Below are 26,652 nucleotides of genomic sequence, written 5' to 3'. Positions count from 1 at the left end.
TCACAGGCTTCGCCTCTGCTGTCGCCACGGATCTCTGACCTAGCATCCGAGCATGACAGTCCTGCCCAATGACGGGCTCGCGCTGGCCGCCGAGTTCCCTTCCGCGACCCATGACCAGTGGCAGCTTCTGGTAGAAGGCGTGCTGCGCAAATCGGGCAAGGAGGTCTCGAGCGCGACAGCCGAGGACGCGCTGTCCACCTCGCTCGAGGACGGGCTCGCCACCAGGCCGCTGTACACCACGCGCGACTCGGCCACCGATCCCGGTTTCCCCGGATTCGCCCCCTTCGTCCGTGGAAGCCGCCCCGAGGGCAACACCGCCGGCGGCTGGGACGTACGGCAGCGTCACACGGCGGCCGACAACGCCCTGGTGCTCGGAGACCTGGAGAACGGCGTCACCTCGCTGTGGCTCGCCGTCGGCGAGGGCGGCATTCCGGTCGCGTCGCTCGAAGCGGTCCTCGACGGTGTCTTCCTCGACCTCGCGCCCGTCGTCCTCGACGCGGGACCCGACGTCGTGTCCGCCGCCCAGGAGTTGTTCCGGCTGTACGAGGAACGCGGTGTCGTGCCGGGTGAGGTGCGCGGCAGCCTCGGCGCCGACCCCCTCGGCCATGAGGCCCGTACCGGGGTCGCGACGGACTTCGCGACGGTCGTCCCGCTCGCGCTGCGGTGTGCCCAGGAGTACCCCGGGCTGCGGGCGCTGACCGTGGACGCGCTGCCGTACCACGAGGCCGGCGGCTCGGCGGCGCAGGAGCTCGGTGCCTCGCTGGCGACCGGTGTCGCCTATCTGCGGGAACTGACCGGAGCCGGGCTGTCCGTCGAACAGGCTTGTGCGCAGATCGAGTTCCGGTACGCGGCGACCGCCGACCAGTTCCTGACGATCGCCAAGCTCCGGGCGGCGCGCAGGCTGTGGGCGCGGGTCGCCGAGGTGTGCGGGGCGCCCGGCGCGGGTGCGCAGGTGCAGCACGCCGTGACCTCGCCGGTGATGATGTCGCGCCGCGACCCGTGGGTGAACATGCTGCGCACGACCATCGCGACGCTCGCGGCCGGGGTCGCCGGCGCCGACTCCGTCACCGTGCTCCCCTTCGACCACGCTCTCGGCCTGCCGGACGCCTTCGCGCGGCGCATCGCCCGCAACACCTCGACGATCCTGATCGAGGAGTCGCACCTGTCCCGGGTGATCGACCCGGCGGGCGGCTCCTGGTACGTCGAGAAGCTCACCGACGAACTCGCCCACGCGGGCTGGGAGTTCTTCCAGGGGATCGAGCAGAGCGGCGGCCAGGCCGCCGCACTCCGCTCGGGGCGTCTTGGCCAGGACCTGGCGGACACCTGGGCGGCGCGCTCGGTGAAGCTCGCCAAGCGGCGCGAACCGATCACCGGCGTCAGCGAGTTCCCGAACCTGGCCGAGCGCCCGGTGGAGCGCCTGCCCGCCCCCGAGTCACCGTCCGGCGGCCTGCCGCGCGTGCGGCGCGACGAGGCGTACGAGGAGCTGCGGGCCCGCTCCGACGCGCACCTCGCCGCCACCGGGGCCCGTCCCCGGATCTACCTGGCCACGATCGGCCCCGCCGCCGCGCACACCGCACGGTCGACGTTCGTCGCGAACCTGTTCCAGGCCGGCGGCATCGAGCCGGTCACGGACGGCACGTTCGAGGACAGCGGCGCCACCGAGGCCTGTCTGTGCTCCAGTGACGCCCTGTACGAGGAGCAGGCCGCGAGCACGGCCGCGGCCCTCACGGCCGCGGGTGCCCGGCATGTGTTCCTGGCGGGCCGTCCCGGGCAGTACGCCGGTGTGGACGCCTATGTCTTCGCGGGCTGCGACGCCGTCGCCGTCCTCTCCGCCACCCTCGACCGCATGGGAGTGTCCTGATGGGAATCCCCGACTTCTCCGGAATCGAACTGGGGACGCCCACCACCGAAGGCAGCGCCGACGAGTGGAGTGCCGCCGCAGAGAAGGCCACGGGCGGGAGCGAGGCCGTCTGGGAGACCCCGGAGGGCATCGCGGTCAAGCCGCTGTACACCGGCCGTGACACGGAAGGCCTGGACTTCCTGGACACGTACCCGGGCATGGCTCCGTATCTGCGCGGTCCGTACCCGACGATGTACGTCAACCAGCCCTGGACGATCCGCCAGTACGCGGGATTCTCCACCGCCGAGGAGTCCAACGCCTTCTACCGCCGCAACCTCGCGGCCGGCCAGAAGGGCCTGTCGATCGCCTTCGACCTGCCCACGCACCGGGGTTACGACAGCGACCACCCGCGGGTGACGGGCGACGTCGGCATGGCGGGCGTGGCCATCGACTCCATCTACGACATGCGCCAGCTCTTCGACGGCATCCCGCTGGACAAGATGACCGTGTCGATGACGATGAACGGCGCCGTGCTGCCCGTCCTCGCGCTGTACATCGTGGCGGCCGAGGAGCAGGGCGTGCCGCCCGAGAAGCTGGCCGGGACCATTCAGAACGACATTCTGAAGGAGTTCATGGTCCGCAACACCTACATCTATCCGCCGAAGCCGTCGATGCGGATCATCTCCGACATCTTCGCGTACACCTCGCAGCGGATGCCGCGCTACAACTCCATCTCGATCTCCGGGTACCACATCCAGGAGGCGGGCGCGACGGCCGACCTGGAGCTGGCGTACACGCTCGCGGACGGCGTGGAGTACATCCGGGCGGGCCGCGAGGCGGGCCTGGACGTGGACGCGTTCGCGCCGCGGCTGTCCTTCTTCTGGGCGATCGGCATGAACTTCTTCATGGAGGTCGCCAAGCTGCGGGCGGCGCGCCTGCTGTGGGCGAAGCTGGTGAAGCAGTTCGACCCGCAGAACGCCAAGTCGCTTTCCCTGCGCACCCATTCGCAGACCTCCGGCTGGTCGCTGACCGCGCAGGACGTCTTCAACAACGTGACGCGTACGTGTGTGGAGGCCATGGCCGCCACCCAGGGCCACACCCAGTCGCTGCACACCAACGCCCTGGACGAGGCGCTCGCGCTGCCCACCGACTTCTCCGCGCGGATCGCCCGCAACACGCAGTTGCTGCTCCAGCAGGAGTCCGGCACGACCCGGGTCATCGACCCGTGGGGCGGCAGCGCGTACATCGAGAAGCTGACGTACGACCTCGCGCGCCGCGCCTGGCAGCACATCGAGGAGGTCGAGGCGGCGGGCGGCATGGCTCAGGCCATCGACGCCGGCATCCCCAAGCTCCGGATCGAGGAGGCGGCGGCCCGTACCCAGGCCCGCATCGACTCCGGCCGCCAGCCGGTCATCGGCGTCAACAAGTACCGCGTCGAGACCGACGAGAAGATCGACGTCCTCAAGGTCGACAACTCCTCCGTACGCACCCAGCAGATCGAGAAGCTGCGGCGGCTGCGCGCGGAGCGCGACGAGCGGGCGTGCCAGGAGGCGCTGGACGACCTGACGCGGGCGGCCGACGGTGAGGGCAACCTGCTGGAGCTGGCGGTGCGCGCGGCCCGCGCGATGGCCACCGTCGGGGAGATCTCCGACGCCCTGGAGAAGGTGTACGGGCGGCACGCGGGCCAGATCCGTACGATCTCCGGTGTGTACCGCAACGAGGCAGGGGAGTCCCCGTCCGTGGACCGCACCCGCACGCTGGTGGACGCGTTCGAGGAGGCCGAGGGCCGGCGCCCGCGCATCCTGGTCGCCAAGATGGGCCAGGACGGTCACGACCGCGGCCAGAAGGTGATCGCGACCGCGTTCGCCGACCTCGGCTTCGACGTCGACGTCGGCCCGCTGTTCCAGACGCCCGGCGAGGTGGCCCGCCAGGCGGTGGAGGCGGACGTGCACATCGTGGGCGTCTCGTCGCTGGCCGCGGGGCACCTGACCCTCGTACCGGCGCTGCGCGAGGAACTGGCGGCGGAGGGCCGCGAGGACATCATGATCGTGGTCGGCGGGGTGATCCCGCCCCAGGACGTACCGACGCTCCTGGAGATGGGCGCCGCGGCCGTGTTCCCGCCCGGGACGGTGATCCCGGACGCGGCCCACGACCTCGTCCAGCGGCTCTCTGCCGGCCTCGGGCACGACCTGTGATCGAACTCGACACGTACGTCAAGGGTGTACTCGACGGGAAGCGGGCGCTCATCGCCCGCGCCATCACACTCGTCGAGTCCACCCGGCCCCAGCACCGGGCGCTGGCGCAGGAGTTGCTGACCGAACTGCTCCCGCACAGCGGGAAGGCGCGGCGGATCGGCATCAGCGGGGTGCCGGGCGTGGGCAAGTCGACGTTCATCGACGCCTTCGGCACCATGCTGACCTCGCTGGGGTACCGGGTCGCGGTGCTCGCCGTCGACCCGTCCTCCAGCCGTACCGGCGGCTCGATCCTCGGCGACAAGACCCGTATGGAGCGCCTCGCCGTGGACCCGGCGGCCTTCATCCGCCCCTCCCCCACCGCGGGCACGCTGGGCGGGGTGGCCAAGGCGACCCGCGAGTCGATCGTGGTGATGGAAGCGGCCGGCTACGACGTGGTGCTGGTGGAGACGGTCGGGGTGGGCCAGTCGGAGACCGCGGTCGCGAACATGGTGGACTCCTTCCTGCTGCTCACGCTGGCCCGGACCGGGGACCAGTTGCAGGGCATCAAGAAGGGCGTCCTGGAGCTGGCCGACGTGATCGCCGTCAACAAGGCGGACGGCCCGCACGCGCGCGACGCGCAGTCCGCCGCGCGTGAACTGGCGGGCGCCCTGCGGCTGATGCACGGCAGGGACGCGGCCTGGACTCCCCCGGTGCTGAGTTGCAGCGCCCGCGAGTCGGCCGGTCTGGACACCGTCTGGGACCGCCTGGAACAGCACCGCACCCTGCTCGACTCGACGGGCCGCCTCGCCGACAAGCGCCGTGACCAGCAGGTCGACTGGACGTGGACGATGGTCCGCGACGAGCTCCTCGGCCGCCTGCACAACGACCGGGCCGTACGGGCCGTCACCCCCGACCTCGAACGGCAGGTACGGGAGGGCGGGTTGACGGCCACCCTCGCGGCGGAGCGCATTCTGAAGGTGTTCGGCGGCGAGGACCGCTGACACGCACGGGACGATGGCGGGGCGAACGCCGCTGACGCGCACGGGCGTCGAGGGCCGGGAGCCCGGCCGCCGCCCGCGTTCACGTTCACGGCAGGGTGCTCCACCGCGGCTCCCACCCGTGCCGGGGAAATCCGGATGCGGCGGCCGGCCGGGCTGGCGACCGTCCAGGCGTGGCCCACACCTATCCGCCGCTGAACGTCGAAGTCCGCTCGCCGCGCCTGACGCCGGCCGGCGCGTCCGACGAACTGCTGGAACGGGTGCGTCGGCTGCGTCCGCACTACGACATGGGGCGCTGGGCGACGGTCTTCCCGATGGGCACGACAGCCGTCGCCACCCTGTCAGTCGCCGTCGCCGACGCCGCGGCCGTCGGTTGGCTGCGGACGCCGGGCCAGGCACTGCTCTGGATCGCCGTCGTCGCCTGGGTGATCACCCTTGTCGGGCTGGTTCGGCATTTGGCTGCGTAATCCGGATCCGCGATCCGACTCCGACCTGTTGCTCAGACCCTCAAGAGGTGGCTCCTGCGGCTTTCTCCACCGTCCATCCATCGGAACGCGGGCTTCCGCGCGGCTGGCGAACGTCGTCGATCGCTCGCGAAGGTACGCCGTTCGCGTGTATCCCGAGCCCCATCCACAGGTCCTGAGCATGGCTCCCTCGCCGGCCGTGGTTGAGTCGCCGGCATGGCCAAGAGCGACGCTGCAACTCTGTTCGGTAACCGTTTCCTGACCGCGCCCGCTCCCTCGGAGACTTTCCCCGAGGAAGGCATGACCGCGACGGACGCGATGAGGCTCGTGGATGTGGATCTCGCCATGGAGGGTGACCCGCAGCGCAACCTCGCCACGTTCGTCACCACCTGGATGGAGCCGGAGGCGCAACGGCTGATCGCCGAGAACCTCCACCGCAATTTCATCGACCATGCGGAGTACCCGATCTCCGCCGAGATCGAGCAGCGTTGCGTGCGCATGCTCGCCGACCTCTTCAACGCGCCGGGCAGGACAACCGGGTGTCGGACCCAGGGATCGTCCGAGGCGATCATGCTTGGCGCGCTGTCGCTGAAGTGGAAGTGGCGCGAGCGCCGCCAGGCGGCCAACCTGTCCGTCGAGCGGCCCAACCTGGTCTTCGGCGGAGACGTCCACGTCGTGTGGGAGAAGTTCTGCCGCTACTTCGACGTCGAACCGCGGATCATCCCGCTCGCCGAGGGCAAGTACACGATCGGCCCGGAGGACGTGGAGCCCCACCTCGACGAGAACACGATCGGCGTCGTCGCCGTCCTCGGCACCACGTTCACCGGCCACAAGGACGACGTCGTCGGGATCGACAAGCTCCTGCGGGACGTCCGCAAGGAGCGGGACCTCGACATCCCGATCCACGTCGACGGCGCCAGCGGCGCCTTCGTGTGGCCCTTCCTCTACCCGGACTCGAAATGGGACTTCCGGCTCGAGCAGGTCCGGTCCATCAACGTCTCGGGACACAAGTACGGCCTGGTCTACCCCGGCATCGGCTGGCTGATCTTCCGTGAGGAGTCCGACCTGCCCAAGCACCTCGTATTCCAGGAGAACTACCTGGGCAAGACCGACGCGACGTTCACGCTGAACTTCTCCACCGGCGCGTCGATGGTGCTCGCGCAGTACTACAACTTCATCCGGCTTGGCCGTCAGGGCTACACCTACGTCATGAAGATGATGCAGGAGAACGCCCATGCCCTGGCGGACAATCTGCGCAGTGGCGGCCGCTTCGAAGTGATCGGCAGTGACCTCGAGCAGCTGCCGCTGGTCGCCTTCCGTCTCGCCGGCAAGCACTCCTACGACGAGTCCGACGTGGCCTGGCAGCTCTCGGCCGAGCGCGGCTGGATGGTGCCGGCGTACACGCTCCCGCCCAACGCGGAGAAGGTGAAGATCATGCGCGCCCTGGTCAAGGAGACCCTGAGCCGCGAGCAGATCGACCGCCTGGGTCAGGACATCGCCGACGCGTGCCGCACTCTGGACGCCAAGGGTGCGACCCACGGGACCGAGCGGGCCCAGGTCAAGCGCGGTACTGGCTACTGACGCCCGCAATCGGCACCCCAGGGACGGGCTGGCGGCGTTGTCCATAGGCCTGCACGCGATCCCGGCTTCCTTCTCTACCGCGCCACCCCTGTGGATCACAAGGGAGCCTTATGCACAGGCACGGTTCGAGGAGCTCGCCGTCGAGGTCACGGCGGAACTACCGACCGACGACGTCCGGCAGGAAATGCTCGCGCTCGTTGAGGAGGTGCGCGCGCTCCGGGCGTGGTTCAGGGCGTCAAGGTGGAGCGCGCCACTGTAAGAACGACTGTGAGGATTGGTTGCGGCATCGCTCGGGGGTCTGACCCACCGAACGATTGACGCTTCAGGCTGTCCTTTCAAGGAATCGTCGGCCGCGGCCGGGCGGTGCCGCTTTGCGCGCGGCCGGCCGAGCGGCTGTGACCGGATGCAGCACAGGTCGCACGACTGCTCGGTGAGTGATTCCGGCCTCGGGCCTGCCTCACCGCGTTCGGGACACCTGTCGATCCTGACGACATCCCTCGCTCCGGTGTCCGCGAGGACGCGAGGACGCGAGCGAGCCCCCCGGATGGTTCCGAGGGGCTCGCTTCTCTCGCGTGCTGGGGGATTCAGCTCGCGGCCGGAGCCGTTCGCCCGGCGGCGACCGCCGCGGGCTTCGGGTTCAGCAGTCGCTCGGCCAACTCGCCGAAGACCAGCCCGAATCCGCCCCACAGGACGGCCTGGATGGCCAGAGCCGAGAGCCTGAACCGCCACAACAGGGTGGCCGGGAAGTCACCCGGAACCTCGTTGATCACGGGCAGGAACTCGTAGGCCAGGCCGATCACCACGGCGAACGCGGCCACCGCGACCACGGTGGCGTACCAGGTGCCCAGACCGGGCGCGAGGCGCTTGCCGAGGATGGTGGCCCCGACCGCCAGGAGCACGCTGAGCACCATCATCAGGAAGTACAGGGTGGTCCGCTTGCCGATGGTGTCCGGGTCACCGACCGACGGCGGGTTGGCCGGGTACTTCAGGAACGGCACGACGTACACGGCGAGGAGCGCGGTCCCGGACAGCAGGAGCGCGGTCGCGCGGGCGCTGAAGCGGCCCACGCGGCCGAGTGCGAAGCAGTAGGCGAGCGCGGCGATGCCGCCGAAGGAGATGCCGTAGATCAGGACACCGGTGGCGAGGCCGGCGGTGGACTGGAGGCTGCGGGAGACGAGTTCGACCTCGTGCCCGTGCGCGGGGGCGTGGGCCTCTTCGAAGCCGATCGCGCTGTCGACGGTCGGTTCACCGAGCAAGTAGGCGACGACCAGGGCGAGTACACCGGCGGCGAGCCCGGCGAGCATGCCGCGCACGAGCAGGTTTCTTACCGTTGCGGAGTTCATGGGTGTGTGCTGTCCCTCGCGTCAGTGGCAGGGGAAACCGAGCAGGTGGCGGGCGTCGTGCACCCACTCGTGGACGTCCTCGCCGGAGACGACGGAGGTGGCGCCCTGTTCGGCGCCGACGAAGTACAGCAGGACCAGCATCAGGATGCCGAAGAAGACCGCCCAGGGAGCGATCGCCTTCAGCGGCAGCTTGGCGGGAAGTGCGGGGGTGGTGGCTGTCGGCGGAGCGACGGTCTGCGCCATGGCAGGACCTCCTCGGGAGTTCGCGTCCCATCTCGGTGGTGCACAGGATGACGCCTACGGGTCTGACTCACGGGGCGCTCAGCATGGCTGGAGCGTCTCGTTCACAGTGGCGCGACCGTGCCGGATTTCCGCCGGCTTCCGTCTTGACGTCATCAATATCGGACCCGACCGTACCGCGTGCCGGGTACCTGGCCAAGACCGCACCACCTGGCGTGATCTTCCTCTCGTCCCAGGTGGCGGGTCCTCCGTGAACGGCGGGGCACCGGTGCCGTTTCGGCCGACGCCCGGAGAAGTACCCGCCGGCGCCGTCGCGTTCGGGTGCGTCCGGACGTGGGTGGCGTACGCGGTTCGACGTTCGCGACGCACAACTCGACTGCCCGCGGGTCGAGTTCGGCTCACACTCGGCCTGCGGCACGCAACCTGCGGACGGGTTCGGCCGTATGCCCGAGTGTGGACGCGACGCGCCCGCGGGCCGAACCTCAGTGCTTCTCCGTAGCGGTGCCGGGTCCGGCGAGCCCGAGTTCACGTTCGCCCAGGGGCGCGAAGAAGCGCTCGACGTCGGCGTCGGTGACCTCGGCGAGCGTGGCCGGGGACCAGCGCGGGTCGCGGTCCTTGTCGATGATCTGCGCGCGGACGCCCTCCACCAGGTCGGGGGCGGACAGGGCCGCGCAGGAGACGCGGTACTCCTGGTCCAGTACGCGTTCCAGCGATCCGAGCCGCCGTGCGCGGCGCACGGCGACCAGCGTGACCTTCAGGGCGGTGGGCGACTTCCCGAGGAGGAGCTCCGCGGTCTCCTTCGCCGCCGGGTCGCCGACCGCGAGCAGTCGCTGGATGATCTCCTCGACCGTGTCGGCGGTGTAGCAGGCGTCGATCCACTCCCGCCGCTCCGCCAGCTCGCCCGGGGGCGCGGGCCGCGCGTGGCGGGCCAGCGCCTCCGGTACCGGGAGATCCGCGAGGTCGGCCACGAACCGCGGGAGCGAAGAGGACGGCAGGTAGTGGTCGGCGAGGCCGCAGAGCAGTGCGTCGCCGGCGCCGATGGAGGCACCGGTCAGGGCGAGATGGGTACCCAGTTCGCCCGGGGCGAGGGCGAGCAGGTGGGTGCCGCCGACGTCGGGGACGAAGCCGATGCCGGTCTCGGGCATGGCGATGCGCGATCGCTCGGTGACGACCCTCGCGCTGCCGTGCGCGGAGATGCCGACACCGCCGCCCATGACGATGCCGTCCATCACCGCGACGTACGGCTTGGGACAGCGGGCGATACGGGCGTTGAGGTGGTACTCGTCGCGCCAGAACGCCGCGGACGCGGTGCCGTCCCCGTCGCGCGCGTCGTCGTGGACGACCCGGATGTCGCCACCCGCGCACAGGCCGCGCTCGCCCGCCCCGGTGATGACCACCGTCTCGACCGACGGATCGTGCTCCCAGGCGGCGAGGGCCCGGTCGATCCGGCGCACCATCGCGTGGTTCAGGGCGTTCAGGGCCTTCGGCCGGTTGAGGACGAGGTGGGCGGCCCGTCCGTCGATGTGCACCAGGACGGATTCCTCGGCGCCGGGTGTCTCGGTGCCGTTCATCAGAACGGCTCCGTCAGGCCGCGGGCCACGATGACGCGCATGATCTCGTTGGTTCCTTCCGGGGTCCGGCGGACTCGCGGGGTGCGGGTCGCGACGATCTTCCGGCTACCGTACCCACCGGGGGCCGCCGCCCCCGCGCGGGTGCGGAGCGCGGAGCACGGTGCGCCACCGGGCCCCCGGGGCCGATGGCGCCGCGCCGCACAAGGACGCGCGACCGAACGGCCCGGCCCGGCCCGTCAGGCCTCTTCCCCGTCTCCCAGCACGTACAGCCTCGGCAGATTGACCACGATCGCCTCCTGGGTGCTGCGGGCGATGACGACGACGGCCTCGTCGGAGGGGTCCGGGTTCTCCTCGCGGTGCGGGACGAACGGCGGTACGAAGATGTAGTCACCGGGTGAGGTGCGCAGGCGCACTTCCTCGGGCTGTTCCCCCGAGTCGTCGAGGAAGACGAACTCGGGGTGTCCGCTCACCACATAGATCGCCGTCTCGGACTCTCCGTGGTGGTGGTCCGAGGAGGCGGTGGAGGGGGCGACATGGGTCTGTCCCATCCACAGCTTCTCGGAGCCGACGGTGGTGCCGCTGACGGCGGCGAATCTGCGCATGCCTCCCGTCTGCGCCGTGTCGCCGTCGAGGGCGTCGGCGCGGATGTGGTGCAGGCGGGTGCGCAGGGGGCGTTCGGACTGCCCTCCGGCGTCCGGGAGATGGGGGTGGAAACCTTCGCCGGGGGTCGTCAACGGCTCGCTCATGGGTGGGGACGCTAGAGCGGTCCGGAAAAGGATGTCAAGAGGTGTCCATTGCGCTTCACCTGCGGCAATGTTCCCGCAATGTAGGTGAGGAACCGGTGGAGGCCCTGTCGGTGCACAGCGTGTCGGGCATCATGAGCGCATGCATATCTCCGCGAAGGCGGACTACGCCACCCGGGCCCTTCTGGAGCTCGCCCGCGAACCCGCCCGCCCGCTCACGTGCGAGGCCATCGCCTCCTCGCAGCACGTCCCGTTCCGCTTCCTGAAGTCCGTCGTGGGCGAGTTGCGACGGGCCGGCCTGGTCCGCAGCCAGCGAGGCTGCGAAGGCGGCTACTGGCTCGGCCGGTCCGCCGACGACATCACACTGCTGGACGTCGTACGCGCCGTGGACGGCGAGTTGATCACCCTTCGGGGCGAGCCGCTGGCCGGCCTCGACTACCCGGGTCCCGCCGCCGGGCTGCCCGCGGTGTGGCGACGTATCGAGGCGGACGCGGCGGCCGTGCTGGGCGCCACGACCCTGGCCGCTCTGGTGCCCGCCGGGGCGGCCGAGCGGTCGCTGCGGAAGGGAGCCGCGTGACCGGCCCGCCGCGGCGGCCCGCGGTGGAGGTGGTGGAGTACACCGACCCACTGTGTCCGTGGGCCTGGGGATCGGAGCCGGTGTTCCGCCGCCTGCGCGCCGGACTGGGGGACCGTGTCCGCTGGCGCCGCGCGTACTGCGTCCTCTTCGACCACGACGACGACCCGCCGCCCGATCCGGCGGCGGAGACCGCGTGGTACGCGCGCTACGTCGAGGACGTCAGCGCGCACACCGGGGCACCGCGGGCGCGCCGGCTGAGCCGGGTGGCGGTGAGTTCGTGGCCGTCCTCGCTGGTCGCGAAGGCCGCGGAGCGGCAGGGCGACGAGGTGGCCGGGCGGGTACTGCGGCGACTGCGGGAGAGTGTCTTCGTGCTCGGGGAGCCGGCGGACACCCCGGCGCTGGCGGAGTCCGCGGTGCGGGGTGTGCCCGGTCTGGACCGCGAGCGGCTGGCCGCCGACGCGGCGTCGGCGGCCGTCCTGGAGGCGGTGCGTGCCGACCGGGCCGAGGCGCGCCGCCCGGTCCGCGAGGTGCTGCCGACGGGGAGCGAGGTGCCCTCGGGCAGATCGCCCCATCCCGGCACCGCGAAGGAGACCGCCGACGGCGGGTACCGCTACGCGCTGCCGACCCTGCTGGTCCGCGCTCCCTCGGGATGTCGGGCCGTCCCCGGATGGCGGCCGTACGAGGAGTACGCGTCGGCGTTCGAGGAGTTGAGCCCCGGGCTGCTCACGGAAACGGCGAGGCCGGCTCCCGGGGCGGCGCTGGCCCGGTACCGGAGTCTGACCGATCCGGAGCGCACGCTGCTGACCGACGGTCCCTGGCCTCCGGCGGGTGCCGTGCGCGTCGGGACCGGCAACGGTCCCGTGTGGCTGCACCCGGACGAGGCGGCGGTGCACCCTGCCGGTGACGGCGGCTCTCCCGCCGCGCCCTGAACGGTTTCTGACGTGCAGTCACGATTCGGGCGGTGGCCGCTCCGTTCCCGCCCCGCCGAGGCCGTGAAACATGCAGCCGGGCGGGCATGACCGGTCGCCGCGTCGCTCCCCGCCTTCGCCCGACGGTCCCCTGACCAGCGGTCAGGTCCGTCCCGCCCAATGAGACACCAATTGGTGTCCATTGACAGCCGCCGAGAACCGGCCCCAGGATGTGCACCATGCTCACGACGCACCCCGGCGTGGAGTGCCGCTACGTGGACCTGCGGCGCACCTGCAGCGCTCTCTGTCGCTGACCGCCCGCCCACCGCGGCCCCCAGGCGCCTGACGCCCGTTCCGCCGGCACCGGCCACACGCCGTTCCGCCGCCCGGCCCCCGTCATCGCGCGCCGCCCTCTCAGCGTTTCGTCGCCTCCGCTCTCCTCATCTCCCGGCTCACCCCGCGGTCCGCCGACGCCTCCTGCCCTGAGCACGGCATGCCCATGTGCGCATCGAAGCCCACACAGGCATGCCCGTTCCCGGTCTGCGCGGCGTCCGTCGGCGGGGTGTGCCGCCCTCGCTCCCCGCCCGCCGCCCCGGCGCGGGCGGGCGCCTTCGCAGAAAGAAAAACCGATGCCCGGACGTCTCACGCTCCGCACCCCCGCAGGCACCCTCCGTTCCGCCCGGCGCCCCGGCCGGCTGCGCGCCGCCGCCCTGGGGACCGCCCTCGCCACCGTGCTGGTCCCCGCGCTGAGCGCCTGCGGCGGCGAGACGGCGTCGGCCGCCGGCGGCGCCGCGCTGAAGTGGACCTCCTCCTACTTCCCCGCCCACTGGGACCCGGTGGTCGGTGGCAGCGGCGCCCAGTTCCGTGAACTCGCCCTGGTGTACGCCTCGTTGACACGCACGGACGAGAACGGGAAGGCCGTGCCGGACCTGGCCAAGAGCTGGAAGTACAACGCCAAGGGTGACGTGATCACCTTCCACCTGCGCCCCCACCTGAAGTTCAGTGACGGCGCTCCGGTCGACGCCGCCGCGGTGAAGGCCGCCATCGAACGGGCCCAGAAGCAGAAGAACTCGGCCCTGTTCGGCGACCTGACCTCCATCAAGTCGGTGGACGCCCAGGGCCTGGACGCGGTGATCCATCTGAGCCAGGTCGACTACCAGATCCCCCAACTGCTGGGCGAGCGCGTCCTGCAGATCGCCAGCCCCAAGGCGGCCGCGTCTCCCGAGAAGCTGGACCAGAGTCCGGTCGGCGCCGGTCCCTTCACCGTCACCCAGCTCGTCCCGGGCACCAAGGCCGTACTGAAGAAGAACCCGGACTACTGGGACGCCAAGAACATCCACATCAACACCGTCGAGCTGAGTTCCGCCCCCGACGCCTCCACCGTCGTCTCCGGCCTTCAGACCGGCGTCTACAACTTCGCGGACATAGCGCCGAGTCAGGCCGACGCCGCCAAGAAGGCGGGCCTCGACGTCTTCGTGCAGCCGGGCTTCAACGCCTCCAACCTCAGCCTCAACACCAACAAGGCGCCGTTCGACAACGACAAGGTCGTCGACGCGGTCCGCTACGCGATCAACCGTCAGGAGTTCGTCGACAAGCTGACGTTCGGCTACGGCTCGGTGACCAACCAGCCCTTCCCCAAGGGCTATGTCGCCTTCGACCCGCAGTCGGCCGACGCCTACGCCTACGACCCCGCGAAGGCGAAGAAGCTGCTGAGCGAGGCCGGTTACAAGGCGGGCGGCCTCAAGCTGAACCTGGTGATCCCGGCCGAGGATCCCCAGGCCGAGATCGTCCAGGCGCAGTTGGCGAAGGTCGGCATCACCGTCACCATCAAGATCGACAAGAACTGGGCCACGCCGTTCTTCGCCAAGAACCTGACGTTCTCGCTGTACGGCACCACAGGGCGCGACTCCGCGGCGCAGACCCTGACCGCGCACTTCGGCCCGAACGGCCCGCTCAACCTCAGCTCGCCCTATGAGCCGTCCGGTTTCGAGGCCGCCATCGCCAAGGTCCGCCAGACCCCGCTGGACTCGCCGGACTACCCGAAGGTCCTCCAGGCGGCGACCCGGGCCGGCCTGAAGAGCAAGGCCCTGGTGTTCACGTACTCCTCGCCCAACCTCATCGCCAAGAGCAAGTCCATCTCCGCCCTGCCGAAGAACCCGGCCCACATCGACTGGACCGGCGTGACCATCGCCGGCTCCAACTGACACTCCGTCCATCACAGAGAGAGGGGGGCAACCCATGACGACGACGGAGGCACCGGCCCCACCCGACATCCGTCTCCCGGCCACCGCGGCCCGGACACGGCACACCCTGGGCCGCGTCCTGGCCACCCTCGCCCGGTCGGTCGCGATCTTCGTGCCCGTCTTCCTGGTCGCGACGTTCGTGACGTTCGCGCTGCGGTCACTGAGCGGGCTCAGCCCGGCGCGCATCCAACTGGGCGAGGAGGCGACTCCCGAGGCGGTCGCCCGCGTCGAGGCCCACTGGGGCCTGAACCGGCCGTTCCTCGTGCAGTACGCGGACTGGTTCGGCGGCGTCCTGCACGGACAGCTCGGCGCGAGCTGGACCAACGGCGCCGACATCTCCACCCTCATCGGCCTCGGCCTGGGTGTGAGTCTGTCGGTGGCGACCTTCGCGCTCCTCATCGGCGTGGTCGCGGGCTTCGCCCTCGGCACGGTCGCGGCGCTGCGCCGCACCACCTGGGTCGACCGGGCGATCACGGGCTTCGTCACGGTGATCTCGGTGATGCCGGCCTTCGTCGTCGGCATCGTGCTGGTCGCGGTCTTCGCGGTGGGACTGCACCTGTTCCCGTCCGCCGGATACATCCCGGCGGATCAGGGGTTCGGGCCGTGGCTCGCCCACATCACCCTCCCCGCCGTCGCCCTGAGCTTCGACGTCGTCGCCGATGTCGCGCGGCAACTGCGCGGCAGCCTGATCGGGGCCTACCGCGAGAACTACGTGACCGGAGCGGTCGTCCGCGGCCTGAGCCCGCGCAGGATCTTCTTCGGCCATGTGCTGCGCAACGGCCTCGGGCCCGCGCTCGCCACCCTCGGCCTCAAGTTCCCCGCGCTGGTCGGTGCCTCCGTCGTCACGGAATGGATCTTCGGCCTCCAGGGCTTCGGACGGTTCGCCAACGACTCCGCGCAGGCCGGTGACGTACCGGCCGTGCAGGGCGTCCTCGTGGTGTCGATCGTCCTGGTCGTCGCCTTCAACCTGCTCGTCAGCCTGGTGCTGGCGCGCGTCACGCCGGCCTCGCAGCGGGGGGTGTGAGCATGGTCCGCCGCGTCCTCTCCCTCACCTCCGGACGGATCGCCCTCGCCGTCCTCGCCGTGATCGCCGTACTCGCCCTGTTCGGGCCGCTGCTCGCTCCGCAGAACCCCCTGGCCACCAGCGACCACCCGCTCGCCGCCGCCTCCGGCGCCCACTGGCTGGGGACCGACTATCTCGGCCGTGACGTGCTGAGCCGGCTCCTCGACGGCTCCCGCGTCAGCGTCCTCGGCTCACTGGAGGTCGCGTTCACGGCCCTGGCCATCGGAGCGGTCCCCGGCATCCTGTCGGTCCAGCTCGGCCGGGTCTTCGAATGGGTCACGCTCCGGCTCGCCGACACCCTGGTCGCCCTGCCGTTCCTGCTGTTCGCCGTCGCCGTCATCGCACTGCTCGGCAACGGCCTCTCCCAGGCGATGCTGGTCACGGGCGCGTTGGTGTCCCCGCTGTTCTACCGCGTGGCCCGCGCGGCCACACTGGCCGTGACCCGCTCACCGTACGTGGAGGCCGCGCTGATCTCGGGCGCGTCGATCGGCTGGGTCGTACGGCGCCATGTCTGGGCCAAGGTGCTCCCGCCGATCGCGGTGGCGCTCGCCCAGACCATCGGGGTCGGCTTCGTCATCGTGTCGAGCCTGACCTTCCTCGGCATCGGCGTCCAGCCTCCCGCGCCCACCTGGGGCGGTCTGCTCGCCTCGGACCTCGGCTACCTCAGCCACCAGCCATGGGCACCGCTCGCCCCGGCCCTGCTGATCATGGTCACGGTCTGGGCCTGCAACCTCCTCGCCGACGCCATCCGCGACGTCTCGGGCGAGGCGGGCCGCGCCCTGGTCAACAGCCGCAAGGCCCGTGCCAACCGCCGCCGCGAGGCCGGCCCCGCCCCCGCCGGAGGTGTGCGATGACCACCCTGTCCGAGAAGCGCCCCACCGAGGTCGAGAAGACCGAGGAGATCACCGAGCCGGGTCCCGGGCGGCCCGCCCGACCGCCGTCCCCGGTACTGGCCGTACGCGATGTGCGCATCGCCGACCGGGCCGGCGACCGGGAGATCGTCCACGGCGTGAGTTTCACGCTCACGCCCGGCAGCGCCGTCGGCATCGTCGGCGAGTCCGGCAGCGGAAAGACCCTCACCTGCCGTGCCGCGCTGGGCATCCTGCCCGCCCACTTCGAGATCAGCGGCGGCTCGGTCGAGATCGACGGCGACGACATCGCCGGCCTGTCCCCCGCGCGCTGGACGGACCTGCGGGGCGCCACGATCAGCGCGGTCTTCCAGGACCCGGCGTCCTATCTCAACCCCTCGATCCGGGTGGGGGCCCAGATCGCCGAGGTCCTCCGGGTCAAGAAGGGGCTGAAGCGGCGCGCGGCACACCGCCGGGCGGTCGAACTGCTGAAGGCCGTCCATCTGCGGGACCCGGAACTGGTCCACGGCCAGTACCCCCACGAGCTGTCCGGCGGCATGCTCCAGCGGGTCCTCATCGCCGTGGCCATCGCCGCGGGCCCGCGCATCCTCATCGCCGACGAGGCCACCACCGCGCTCGACGTCACCGTGCAGGCCGAGATCCTCGACCTGCTGGCCGACCTGCGCGAGCGCACCGGACTGGCGCTCGTCGTGGTCTCCCACGACCTGGCCGTCGTCGCCCAGTTGTGCGACGAGGTCCTCGTCATGCGCCAGGGAGAGGTGGTCGAACAAGGTCCGACCCGGGACGTGCTCCAGCGTCCGCGGCACGAGTACACCCGGCTGCTGATCGCCGAACACGAGCAGTACGGCCTGGAGAAGTTCCTCGCGCCCGAGGAGGACGCATGAGCACGGACGCCGTGACCACCGCTCCCGCCCCGGGGGCCGCCCTTCCCGGAAAGGCCGCCGCACCCGTCCTGGAGGTCACCGACCTCGAAGTGCGCTACGGACCGCGCAGGCGACGCCGGCACGCGCTGCGCGGCGTCTCGCTCAGCGTCACCCCGGGCGAAACCGTCGGCATCATCGGCGAGACGGGGTCGGGCAAGTCGACCCTGGCGCGGGCCGCGCTCGGCCTGGTGCGCCCCTCGGCGGGGTCCGTCGTCGTGGACGGCGAGGAGGTCAGCGGGTACGGCGCTCGCCAGTGGCGCGCTCTGCGGCGCCGCGGGGTGATCCAGTACGTCTTCCAGGACCCCCTGCGCAGCCTCGACCCCGACCTCACCGTGGAGGCCTCCCTGGCCGAACCGCTGCTCGTGCGGGGAGACTCCCGCGAGGAGGCGGCACGCCGGGTCCGCGCGTTCCTCGCCCGCGTCCACCTCTCCGAGGACCTGCTCGACCGGCTGCCCGGTGAGCTCTCCGGAGGGCAGCGCCAACGCGTCGCGGTGGCAAGGGCGTTGGTCACCGAACCCCGGCTGGTCATCCTCGACGAACCGGTCAGCGCCCTGGACTCCGCCAACCGCGTCCAGATCCTGCAGATCCTCAAGGAACTGCGCGACGACGGTGTGGCCCTCGTCTTCATCTCCCACGACCTCGGTTCCGTCGCCGGGATCGCCGACCGCATCGCCGTGCTGTACCAGGGCGAGCTGGTCGAGGCCGGCGCCGCCCGCGAGGTCATCACCCGGCCCCGGCACCCCTACACGCGCCTGCTCGTCCGCTCCGCGCCCACGCTGCGCTCCGCCCCGGCCGACCGGGCCGAACGCGCCGCACTGCGCGCCCTCCTGAACGTCTGATCCATCCGAGAGAAGGAAGAAAAGCCATGTCCCGCACGATCCATCTCGCCCTGCACCCCTACGGCGTCGGCGGTCCCGGCCAGCACGGTCTGTGGAAGGACCCGCGTGTGGCCAAGAACGCGAGCATCGACATCGACTACTACATCCGGCTGGCGAAGGCGGCCGAACACGCCCTCTTCGACGCGCTGTTCATCGTCGACAGCCAGTTCATCAACGCCACCTACCCGGCGCACTACCTCAACCGCCTCGAACCGCTGACCCTGTTGTCCGCGGTCGCCACCCACACCAAGCACATCGGCCTGGTCGGCACGGCGAGTTCGACGTACAACTCGCCGTTCAACCTGGCCCGCCGGTTCGCCTCCCTGGACCACATCAGCGGCGGGCGGGCCGGCTGGAACGTCGTCACCAGCTTCGACACCGGCACCTCCCGGAACTTCGGCCTCGACGAGCACCTCGACTACACCGCCCGGTACGGCCGCGCCCTGGAGTTCGTCCAGGTCGCCCGGGGCCTGTGGGACTCCTACGAGGACGACGCCTTCCCGGCCGACGTGGACCGGGGCGTCTTCCTCGACCCGGCCAGGCTGCACGCGCTCGACCACGACGGCGAGCACTTCAAGGTGGCGGGACCGCTGAACCTCTCCCGCTCCCCGCAGGGCCAGCCCGTGATCTTCCAGGCCGGGGTGTCCGAGGAGGGCCGCGACCTGGCCGCCCAGGTCGCCGAGGGCATCTACGCGCCGGGCGGGACCCTGCAACAGGCGCAGGAGTACTACACGGACATCAAGAAGCGCACCGCCTCCTACGGCCGCGACCCCGAGCACATCAAGATCTTCATCCACGGCGGTCCGGTCGTCGCCGCCACCGACGAGGCGGCCCGGCGCCGCGAGCGGGAGATCTTCGAGGAGGACAACGACTTCGACCGCAACCTCGCCCTGCTCGGCCGCTCCTTCGGCGCCTACGACTTCAGCGTCCACGACCTGGACGCGCCGTTCCCCGACGTGGCGCACCTCGCCGAGAAGGGCGGGCGCACCGGCGCCGCGGCCCTGATCGAACGGGCCCGCACGGAGGGACTGACGCTCCGTCAAGTCGCCGATTCCGTAAACCAGTTCCGCAACTCGCCCTTCGTCGGAGCGCCGGGGACCGTGGCCGACACCATCGAGAAGTGGTTCGACGCCGGCACCTTCGACGGCATCAACCTGGCCTTCCGTACCGAGGACGAACTGAACTTCTTCGTCGACGGTGTCGTCCCGATCCTCCAGAAGCGCGGCCTGTTCCGCACCGAGTACGCGGCCGACACCCTGCGCGGCAACCTCGGCCTGCCCGTCCCGGCCAACCGCAACGCCCGCGAGCCCCAGCTCGTCGACGACTGAGGTCCTCGTCCCGGCCGACCCGGTCGGGCACATCCTCGCCCCGCGGCTCCGCGCACCGGCCGGCTCACTCCCCGGACCGGCCGGCGCGGCGGCCCGATACCGAAAGGCCGGCACCCCATGACCAGCGAGCGACCACGCTTCCGGCTCGGCTTCCTCACCCATGTCCAGGGACGCGACCAGGACATCGCCCGCACCTACCGCAACGCACAGGAACTGTTCGCCGTGGCCGACGAGCTCGGCTTCGACGTCGGCTGGGTCGCCCAGCACCACGTGTCCCTCGGGGGCGGCGGGCTGTCCTCGCCCTGGACCTTCCTCGCCCACGCGGCGGCGCGGACCACCCGGATCCGGCTGGGCACCGCCGTCACGGTCCTCCCCCTGGAGGACCCGGTCCGCCTCGCCGAGGACATCGCCACCGTCGACACCCTCAGCGGCGGCCGCGTCGAGATCGGCGTGGGCAGCGGATCGAGCGGCGTGGAGTACGCCGCGTTCGGCAAGGACGCCGACCGCAAGCGTGAGTTGACCAGCGAGAACCTCGACGTCCTGCGCCGTGCCCTGGCCCATGACGACGTGGGCACACCCGACTTCCGTATCCAGCCCCGCCCCGGCGACTTCGGCCGCCGCGTCTGGCAGGGCGTGTTCAGCGCGCGGGGAGCCGAGTACGCCGCGAGCCGCGGCTCGAACCTGCTGCTCAACCGGGCCGCCTACGGATTCGACGCCCCCACCGACGAGGTGCAGCGCCCCTGGGCCGACGCCTTCCTCGCCGCCTGGGACCAGCCGCACCGCCCGCGCATCGGCCTGTCCCGCTTCATCTTCCCGGCCAAGGACAGGCGCACGGCGCTGCGCGCGATCGGCGACGACGTGCACCGGGCGGCGCTGCGCATGGCGGAGAGCGGCGCGTTCCCCAAGGGCCTCGGCCCGGAGGAGGCGCTGCGCCGCTTCCACTCGTTCTACGGCCATCCCGACGAGATCGTCGAAGCCTTGCGGCAGGAGAAGGTCCTGCCCGTCGCGACCGACCTGATCGCCCAGTTCAACCCCGCCGTCCCCGACCACGACGCCGCCGTCCGTGCCCTCGAACTCATCGCGACCGAGGTGGCACCCGCGCTGGGCTGGAAGCCCGCGCACACGGCCGAGCCCGCATCCGCAGGAGTATGAGATGACCCAGTACACCGACCATCACGGGCCCTCGGGCCTCCGTGTCCGCGGCACGATCCTCGTGGTCCCCGGCCGGGGCGAGACCCGGGCGACCTACGCGCGCTTCGGCGCCCGGCTCGCCGCCGACGCCTACCGCGTCCGGGTGCTCGACGCGCCGGCCCTCGACGCCGGGGACCCGGACGTGTCCCTGGCCGATCTGGCCGACCGGCTCGCGAAGGCGGCCGAGGGCACCGCGTCCGAGGACGGTGTGGTGCGCCCGCTCGTCCTCGTCGGGGCCGATGCGGGGGCGGCCGCGCTCGCCGCGCTCCTCGGCCGGGCGGAGTCTCCGGCCGCCGGGCAGCCGGACGCCCTCGTCCTCGCCGGCCTCCCCGGCCCGTCCGCCGGGACCGGCGCCGTCGGCACCTGGGACGAGGAGCTCGACGTCCGCACCTCCTGCCCGGCCCACCGGGGCAACCTCACCGAGGACCCCCGGGTACGACGCGGGTCGCTGAACGACGCCGTACCGGACTCCGTGCTCGGGGCGGCCCACGACGGTGAGACACCCCTGCCCACCCTGCTGCTCGCCGGCGACGCGGATCCGCTCGCCGACCACGAGGCGCTCGCCCGGCTGGCCAAGTCACTTCCTCTGGCTCGCCTTTCGGTCGTGCGCGGCGCCCACCACGACGTCCTCAACGACCTCCAGCACCGATCCGTGGCGGCCGAGGTCGTCACCTTCCTCGAAACGCTGCGCGACGGACTGCGCCCGCTGATCACGGTCCGTTCGAGCGACTGGTGACGGCCCGTCGGACGAGCCCCGGCCGGACGGCCGACTCCGTCCGGCCGACCGCGAACCACCGTCCGTACGGCCCGCGCACCGAGCCCGCGTCTGCAACCCGCCCCCGAGCGTCCCGTGTGCCAAGAGCCCCCGTGCCGCCACCACAGCCAGGTGAGCGGCCGACGAGCCGGCACCACCGCGCCCCGCGCACCCACTTCGCGCGGCACCTCGCCGCGCACCCCCGTCAGACACACCACATCCCGACCCGGAAGGTCCGCCATGGCCACGATCGTGTCCGTCTCCGGAAGCCCCTCCCCCACCTCCCGCACCACCCGTCTCCTGCGTCACCTGGACGAGCGGCTCCGCCTCCAGGGCCATGAGGTGATCCCGCTGGAGGTACGCACCCTTCCCGCCCACGCACTGCTCGGCGCCGACTTCCGGCATCCGGCGATCGTCGAGGCCACGGCCCTGTTCGAGCGGGCGGACGGGGTCGTGATCGGCACCCCCGTGTACAAGGCGGCCTACTCCGGCCTGCTGAAGTCGCTCCTCGACCTGCTCCCGCAGTACGCGCTGGCCGGCAAGACAGTACTGCCGCTGGCCACGGGCGGCAGCAACGCGCATGTGCTCGCCATCGACTACGCGTTGCGTCCCGTGCTGAGTTCCATGGGCGCGTCGCACATCGTGCCCGGCTGGTTCACTCTCGACAAGGACGTCACCGCGGGCGAGGACGGGACCCCGGTGATCGCGCCCGCCGCCGCCCAGGCCCTGGAGCAGGTCACGGACCACTTCTCGGCCGCGCTGGGAGGCCGTACGACCGCCCTCGCCTCCACCGGCTGAAGCACGGCCCGTCGCGTGTCCGCGCAGGACGGTGTGCCGGTCACCAACAGGGCTCGGTCCGGGACGAGTCGGGCGATCGCGCTGTGCCCAAGGGGGCCGTCCGGGGGCCGAGCTGTGCGTCAACCCCGGGGCGCGGCGTTCATGCTGGTGCGCCGTGACCATCTGTGGTTACCTGGCTCCATGACCGTGCTCGTGACCCGCCGCCACGTCGACTACGTGCGTGTCACGACCACGGGTTGTCGCACCGTGAGCTGACCCCCGCGCTCCGGCATCGGACATCTGTCTCCTCCTTCTTCTCCTCTCCACCGCGCTTCGCGCCGACCGCTGCCCGCGTCCGGGCGCGGTTCGCGGCCCCGCGGTGTGCTCGCCGATCCCGGAACCAGCGCGCAGCACGGATCCCGTGTGTCTCCACAGACCGCACACCGCACAAGGGAGAACCATGAGCCAGCCCATCGACTCCGTCACCGCGGGGCACACCCCCGAGGACGAGCCCATCGGCCCCGACACCTCGGCCTGGTCGTTCGAGACCAAGCAGATCCACGCCGGCGCCGTGCCCGACCCGACGACCGGGGCGCGGGCGGTACCGATCTACCAGACCACCTCGTTCGTCTTCCGCGACACCCAGCACGCGGCGGACCTGTTCTCGCTGGCCGAGCCGGGCAACATCTACACCCGCATCCACAACCCCACCCAGGACGTGTTCGAGCAGCGCATCGCGGCGCTGGAGGGCGGAGTCGCCGCGGTGGCGCTCGCCTCCGGTCAGGCCGCGGAGACGCTCGCCATCCTGACGCTGGCGTCCGCCGGGGACCACATCGTCTCCAGCACGTCCCTGTACGGCGGCACGTACAACCTCTTCCGCCACACGCTTCCCCGGTTCGGCATCGAGGTGTCGTTCGTCGACGACCCGGACGACGTCGAATCCTGGCGTGCGGCGATCCGGCCGAACACCAAGGCCCTGTTCGCGGAGACGCTCGGCAATCCGCGCGGCAACGTGCTCGACGTAAGGGCGGTCGCCGACGTCGCGCACGCTTCGGGCGTGCCACTGATCGTCGACAACACCGTGCCGACCCCGTATCTGCTGCGGCCCATCGAGCACGGCGCCGACATCGTCGTCCACTCGGCGACCAAGTTCCTGGGCGGTCACGGCACCACCATCGCCGGTGTCGTGGTCGACGGCGGCAGCTTCGACTTCGGCGCGCACGCCGAACGTTTCCCCGGCTTCACCGAGCCGGACCCGAGTTACCACGGCCTCCGGTACTGGCCGGCGCTCGGCCCGGGGGCCTTCGCGGTCAAACTGCGGGTGCAGTTGCTGCGGGACCTCGGCCCCGCCCTGTCGCCGCACTCCGCCTTCCTGCTTCTCCAGGGGGTGGAGACGCTCAGTCTGCGCATCGAGCGGCACTCCGCCAACGCCCAGGCCCTGGCCGAGTGGCTGGAACAGCGGGACGAGGTCGCGGCGGTCCACTACCCGGGCCTCAGGTCCAACCGGTGGTACGCGGCGGGGCAGCGCTATCTTCCGCGCGGTGCCGGAGCGGTCCTGGCATTCGAGCTGAGGGACGGCGTCGAGGCCGGAAAACGGTTCGTGGACGCGGTCGAACTGTTCAGCCATCTCGCCAACATCGGGGACGTACGCAGCCTGATCATCCACCCGGCGTCGACGACCCACAGCCAGCTCGACGAGGCGCAGTTGACTGCCACCGGTACCTCGCCCGGTCTGGTGCGGCTGTCGGTGGGCATCGAGAACCTCGCCGATCTGAAGGCGGACCTGGAGGCCGGTTTCCGCGCGGCGAAGGGCGCGTCCTGAACACGGTGCTCACACCGTCGGCGGTCCCCTTCCCGCCTGCCTCCGGGGGTTGGCGGGAAGGGGACCCGCGGGGACGCCGACAGTGGCATCTCCAGGACAAGGCACTCCCTCTGGAGGCGGGCGGTGAACTGCCCGGTGCGCGGCTGGCGTTCGAGACCTGGGGGCGGCTGTCACCGGACGGCTCCAACGCCGTGCTGGTGCTGCACGCGCTCACCGGTGACAGCCATGTCGCCGGTGCGGCCGGGCCCGGTCACCCGACGCCCGGCTGGTGGGACGGTCTGGTCGGGCCCGGCCTCGCCCTGGACCCGGACCGATGGTTCGTCGTGGCGCCGAACGTGCTCGGCGGCTGCCAGGGCAGCACCGGCCCGTCCTCAGGCCGCCCGGACGGACGGCCCTGGGGCAGCGCCTTCCCGTTCCTGACCCAGCGCGATCAGGTCGCGGCGGAGGCCGGTCTGGCCGACGCGCTGGGCATCGGGCGATGGGCCCTGGTGATCGGCGGTTCCATGGGGGGCATGCGCGCTCTGGAGTGGGCCGTGTCGTATCCGGATCGCACGCGGGCGCTCCTGCTGCTGGCCACCGCGGCGGCGGCGAGCGCGGAGCAGATCGCCTGGGCCTCCATCCAGACCCGGGCGATCCGGAGCGACCCGAACTGGCGGGGCGGCGACTACCACGACGCGGCCCCCGGTCACGGACCGCACGAGGGACTGGGGCTGGCCCGCCGCCTTGCCCACGTCACGTATCGCAGCGAGCCCGAGCTGGCGGTCCGCTTCGGCCGCTCTCCCCAGGGCACGGAGGACCCGTGGGACGGCGGCCGCCATCAGGTGGAGTCCTACCTCGACCACCACGCGGCCAAGCTGGTGCGGCGTTTCGACGCCGGCAGCTATGTGACGCTGTCGCAGGCCATGAACAGTCATGACGTCGGCCGCGGCCGGGGCGGCACGCGCTCGGCCCTGGGCAGGGTGACGGCGCGGACGCTCGTCGCCGGTGTCGACTCCGACCGCCTCTATCCGCTCTCCCAGCAGGCCGAGTTGGCCGCGGGCATCCCCACCGCGGACCGTCTCCGGGTGGTCGAGTCCCCTTACGGACACGACGGCTTCCTCATCGAGACGAACCAAGTCGCGACTCTGGTCGGTGAGTTGCTCCGTTAGGGCCGCCGGGCCGCCGCCCCGGCAGTCCGGCGTCCCGGGTGGCGCCGAACCGGTGTCCTCGGGGCGGCCGTCCCGTGGCCGCTCACCGCTCCCGCCACTCCTCGGCGAGCAGTTCGTACGACCGCACCCGGTCGGCGTGGTCGTGGGTGATCGTGGTGATCAGCAACTCGTCGGCGCCCGTGGCCTCCTGGAGCCGCGCCAGTTCGTCGGCCACCCGGCCCGGGGAGCCGACGAACTGGGTGTCGAGGCGGTCCTGGACCAGCGCGCGGTCCGCGTCGGTCCAGACGTGGGCACGCGCCTCGTCCGGGGTGGGGAACTGGATGGCTCCCTCGGCGTTGCGGATGCTGCGGACCCAGAGGCCGTATCCGGTGGCGAGTTCGCGGGCGGTGTCGTCGTCCTCGGCCACCACGACGTCCGCGGACACGCTGACGTACGGCTTGTCGAGGACGTCGGACGGCTGGAACGCGGCCCGGTAGCCCTCCGCCGCCTCCAGCACGGTGGCAGGGCTGACGTGGTAGTTCGCCGCGAACCGGAGCCCGTTGCGGCCCGCGACCTCGGCGCTCTGACCGCCGCTGCTGCCCAGGATCCAGACCTCCACGTCCGCGCCCTCGCCGGGCACCGCGTGCGCCTCGACCCCGTCCGCCGACCGGTAGGTGCCGCCGAGCAGCGCGAGGACGTCGTCGATCTGCTCGCCGTAGTCCTGCGACTGGGCGTTCGGCTGCTGAAGGAGGGTGCGCTGAAGGGCGACTCGCGGTGAGCCGAGCAGATGCTCGAACGAGAAACGGGCCGGAATGCGCAGGCCGCCCGGCGTGCGACCGTCGACGACGGGCGTCGCGGTCGGCAGTGGCGTGACGGGGCCGCCCGGAGGCCGGCCGCCGGAACGGCCGAGGCCGAGGTCGAGGCGGCCGGGATGCAGAGCGTCGATCAGGCCGAACTCCTCGACCGTGGACAGGGCGGTTCGGTGGCCCAGTTGTACGGCGCCGGAACCGAGCCGGATCGTCGAGGTCGCGGACGCCGTCAGGGCGAGGACGACCGCGGGCGAGGTGCCGGCGACGCCCGGATTGAGGTGGTGTTCGGCGAACCAGTAGCGGGCGTAACCGAGTTCCTCGGCCCTGCGGGCCAGGTCGATGGAGTTGTGCAGCGCCTGCGTGGCCGTGGAGCCGGACGAGATCGGGACCAGGTCGAGGACGCCGAGGGGGATGTCGGACATGCGGGTC

The 26,652-nt window shown here is 71.5% G+C and carries 23 protein-coding genes; 18 read left to right on the top strand and 5 right to left on the bottom strand.

Features of this window, described 5'->3' with window-relative positions:
- Positions 1–52 precede the first annotated feature (52 nt).
- From OHT01_RS37700 to OHT01_RS37680, 5 genes are all read left to right on the top strand, one after another.
- The gene (locus tag OHT01_RS37700; RefSeq protein ID WP_328557607.1) at positions 53–1,861 is read left to right on the top strand and encodes a methylmalonyl-CoA mutase family protein; all 1,809 of its coding nucleotides are present in this window, start codon (positions 53–55) and stop codon (positions 1,859–1,861) included.
- Positions 1,861–4,035: a methylmalonyl-CoA mutase gene (gene scpA / locus OHT01_RS37695; RefSeq protein WP_328557606.1), complete on the top strand. Its 2,175-nt coding sequence runs from the start codon at positions 1,861–1,863 to the stop codon at positions 4,033–4,035. The genes OHT01_RS37700 and scpA overlap by 1 nt, the downstream gene beginning before the upstream one ends.
- Positions 4,032–5,015, top strand: coding sequence for a methylmalonyl Co-A mutase-associated GTPase MeaB (gene meaB, locus OHT01_RS37690; RefSeq protein WP_328557605.1), 984 nt, complete (start codon positions 4,032–4,034; stop codon positions 5,013–5,015). The genes scpA and meaB overlap by 4 nt, the downstream gene beginning before the upstream one ends.
- 170 nt (positions 5,016–5,185) lie before the next feature.
- A complete protein-coding gene (locus OHT01_RS37685) occupies positions 5,186–5,479 on the top strand; it encodes a hypothetical protein (RefSeq protein WP_328557604.1) in 294 nt (97 codons plus the stop codon).
- 213 nt (positions 5,480–5,692) lie between these two features.
- Positions 5,693–7,057, top strand: a complete 1,365-nt coding sequence (locus OHT01_RS37680; RefSeq protein WP_328557603.1) for a glutamate decarboxylase — start codon at positions 5,693–5,695, stop codon at positions 7,055–7,057.
- A 584-nt stretch (positions 7,058–7,641) separates the two neighbouring features.
- Here OHT01_RS37680 and OHT01_RS37675 read toward each other — a convergent pair.
- The 4 genes from OHT01_RS37675 to OHT01_RS37660 form a co-directional block, all read right to left on the bottom strand.
- Positions 7,642–8,400, bottom strand: a complete 759-nt coding sequence (locus tag OHT01_RS37675) for a CbtA family protein (RefSeq protein WP_328557602.1) — start codon at positions 8,398–8,400, stop codon at positions 7,642–7,644.
- Between the two features lie 21 nt (positions 8,401–8,421).
- On the bottom strand, positions 8,422–8,643 hold the full coding sequence (locus OHT01_RS37670; RefSeq protein ID WP_328557601.1) for a CbtB domain-containing protein: 222 nt from the start codon (positions 8,641–8,643) through the stop codon (positions 8,422–8,424).
- Between the two features lie 479 nt (positions 8,644–9,122).
- Entirely contained in the window at positions 9,123–10,211 is a 1,089-nt protein-coding gene (locus OHT01_RS37665) for an enoyl-CoA hydratase/isomerase family protein (protein ID WP_328557600.1), read from the bottom strand.
- A gap of 236 nt (positions 10,212–10,447) precedes the next feature.
- Positions 10,448–10,957, bottom strand: coding sequence for a cupin domain-containing protein (locus OHT01_RS37660; RefSeq protein WP_328557599.1), 510 nt, complete (start codon positions 10,955–10,957; stop codon positions 10,448–10,450).
- Between the two features lie 139 nt (positions 10,958–11,096).
- Between OHT01_RS37660 and OHT01_RS37655 the strand changes: the two genes are divergently transcribed.
- From OHT01_RS37655 to metX, 13 genes are all read left to right on the top strand, one after another.
- A complete protein-coding gene (locus tag OHT01_RS37655; protein WP_328557598.1) occupies positions 11,097–11,531 on the top strand; it encodes an RrF2 family transcriptional regulator in 435 nt (144 codons plus the stop codon).
- Entirely contained in the window at positions 11,528–12,460 is a 933-nt protein-coding gene (locus OHT01_RS37650; RefSeq protein ID WP_328557597.1) for a DsbA family oxidoreductase, read from the top strand. Before OHT01_RS37655 ends, OHT01_RS37650 begins: the two co-directional genes overlap by 4 nt.
- A gap of 608 nt (positions 12,461–13,068) precedes the next feature.
- Positions 13,069–14,643, top strand: a complete 1,575-nt coding sequence (locus OHT01_RS37645) for an ABC transporter substrate-binding protein (protein ID WP_328557596.1) — start codon at positions 13,069–13,071, stop codon at positions 14,641–14,643.
- Between the two features lie 34 nt (positions 14,644–14,677).
- Entirely contained in the window at positions 14,678–15,706 is a 1,029-nt protein-coding gene (locus tag OHT01_RS37640) for an ABC transporter permease (protein ID WP_328557595.1), read from the top strand.
- Between the two features lie 2 nt (positions 15,707–15,708).
- On the top strand, positions 15,709–16,599 hold the full coding sequence (locus OHT01_RS37635) for an ABC transporter permease (protein WP_328557594.1): 891 nt from the start codon (positions 15,709–15,711) through the stop codon (positions 16,597–16,599).
- Positions 16,596–17,498, top strand: coding sequence for an ABC transporter ATP-binding protein (locus tag OHT01_RS37630; RefSeq protein WP_328557593.1), 903 nt, complete (start codon positions 16,596–16,598; stop codon positions 17,496–17,498). The genes OHT01_RS37635 and OHT01_RS37630 overlap by 4 nt, the downstream gene beginning before the upstream one ends.
- The gene (locus tag OHT01_RS37625) at positions 17,495–18,376 is read left to right on the top strand and encodes an ABC transporter ATP-binding protein (RefSeq protein ID WP_328557592.1); all 882 of its coding nucleotides are present in this window, start codon (positions 17,495–17,497) and stop codon (positions 18,374–18,376) included. The genes OHT01_RS37630 and OHT01_RS37625 overlap by 4 nt, the downstream gene beginning before the upstream one ends.
- 26 nt (positions 18,377–18,402) lie before the next feature.
- Positions 18,403–19,743 carry an NtaA/DmoA family FMN-dependent monooxygenase gene (locus OHT01_RS37620; RefSeq protein ID WP_328557591.1) on the top strand — a complete coding sequence of 447 codons (1,341 nt, stop codon included), beginning with the start codon at positions 18,403–18,405 and terminating at the stop codon, positions 19,741–19,743.
- A 117-nt stretch (positions 19,744–19,860) separates the two neighbouring features.
- Complete coding sequence (locus OHT01_RS37615; RefSeq protein WP_328557590.1) at positions 19,861–20,895, top strand: LLM class flavin-dependent oxidoreductase; 1,035 nt, start codon at positions 19,861–19,863, stop codon at positions 20,893–20,895.
- Between the two features lies 1 nt (position 20,896).
- On the top strand, positions 20,897–21,670 hold the full coding sequence (locus tag OHT01_RS37610; protein ID WP_328557589.1) for an alpha/beta hydrolase: 774 nt from the start codon (positions 20,897–20,899) through the stop codon (positions 21,668–21,670).
- A gap of 258 nt (positions 21,671–21,928) precedes the next feature.
- The gene (gene ssuE / locus OHT01_RS37605) at positions 21,929–22,486 is read left to right on the top strand and encodes an NADPH-dependent FMN reductase (RefSeq protein WP_328557588.1); all 558 of its coding nucleotides are present in this window, start codon (positions 21,929–21,931) and stop codon (positions 22,484–22,486) included.
- Between the two features lie 439 nt (positions 22,487–22,925).
- Positions 22,926–24,287 (top strand): bifunctional o-acetylhomoserine/o-acetylserine sulfhydrylase, encoded by a 1,362-nt coding sequence (locus OHT01_RS37600; protein WP_328557587.1) that lies wholly within the window; start codon positions 22,926–22,928, stop codon positions 24,285–24,287.
- Positions 24,288–24,292: 5 nt separating this feature from the next.
- Positions 24,293–25,435, top strand: a complete 1,143-nt coding sequence (gene metX / locus OHT01_RS37595) for a homoserine O-acetyltransferase MetX (protein ID WP_328557586.1) — start codon at positions 24,293–24,295, stop codon at positions 25,433–25,435.
- An 82-nt stretch (positions 25,436–25,517) separates the two neighbouring features.
- Here the strand turns inward: metX and OHT01_RS37590 are convergent, their stop codons facing one another.
- Complete coding sequence (locus OHT01_RS37590) at positions 25,518–26,645, bottom strand: MsnO8 family LLM class oxidoreductase (RefSeq protein ID WP_328557585.1); 1,128 nt, start codon at positions 26,643–26,645, stop codon at positions 25,518–25,520.
- Between the last annotated feature and the right edge of the window lie 7 nt (positions 26,646–26,652).

The organism is Streptomyces sp. NBC_00358 (genome assembly GCF_036099295.1).
GTDB lineage: Bacteria > Actinomycetota > Actinomycetes > Streptomycetales > Streptomycetaceae > Streptomyces.
The sequence above is the reverse complement of the archived record's forward strand: the minus strand, read 5'-3'. Positions and strand labels throughout refer to the sequence as shown.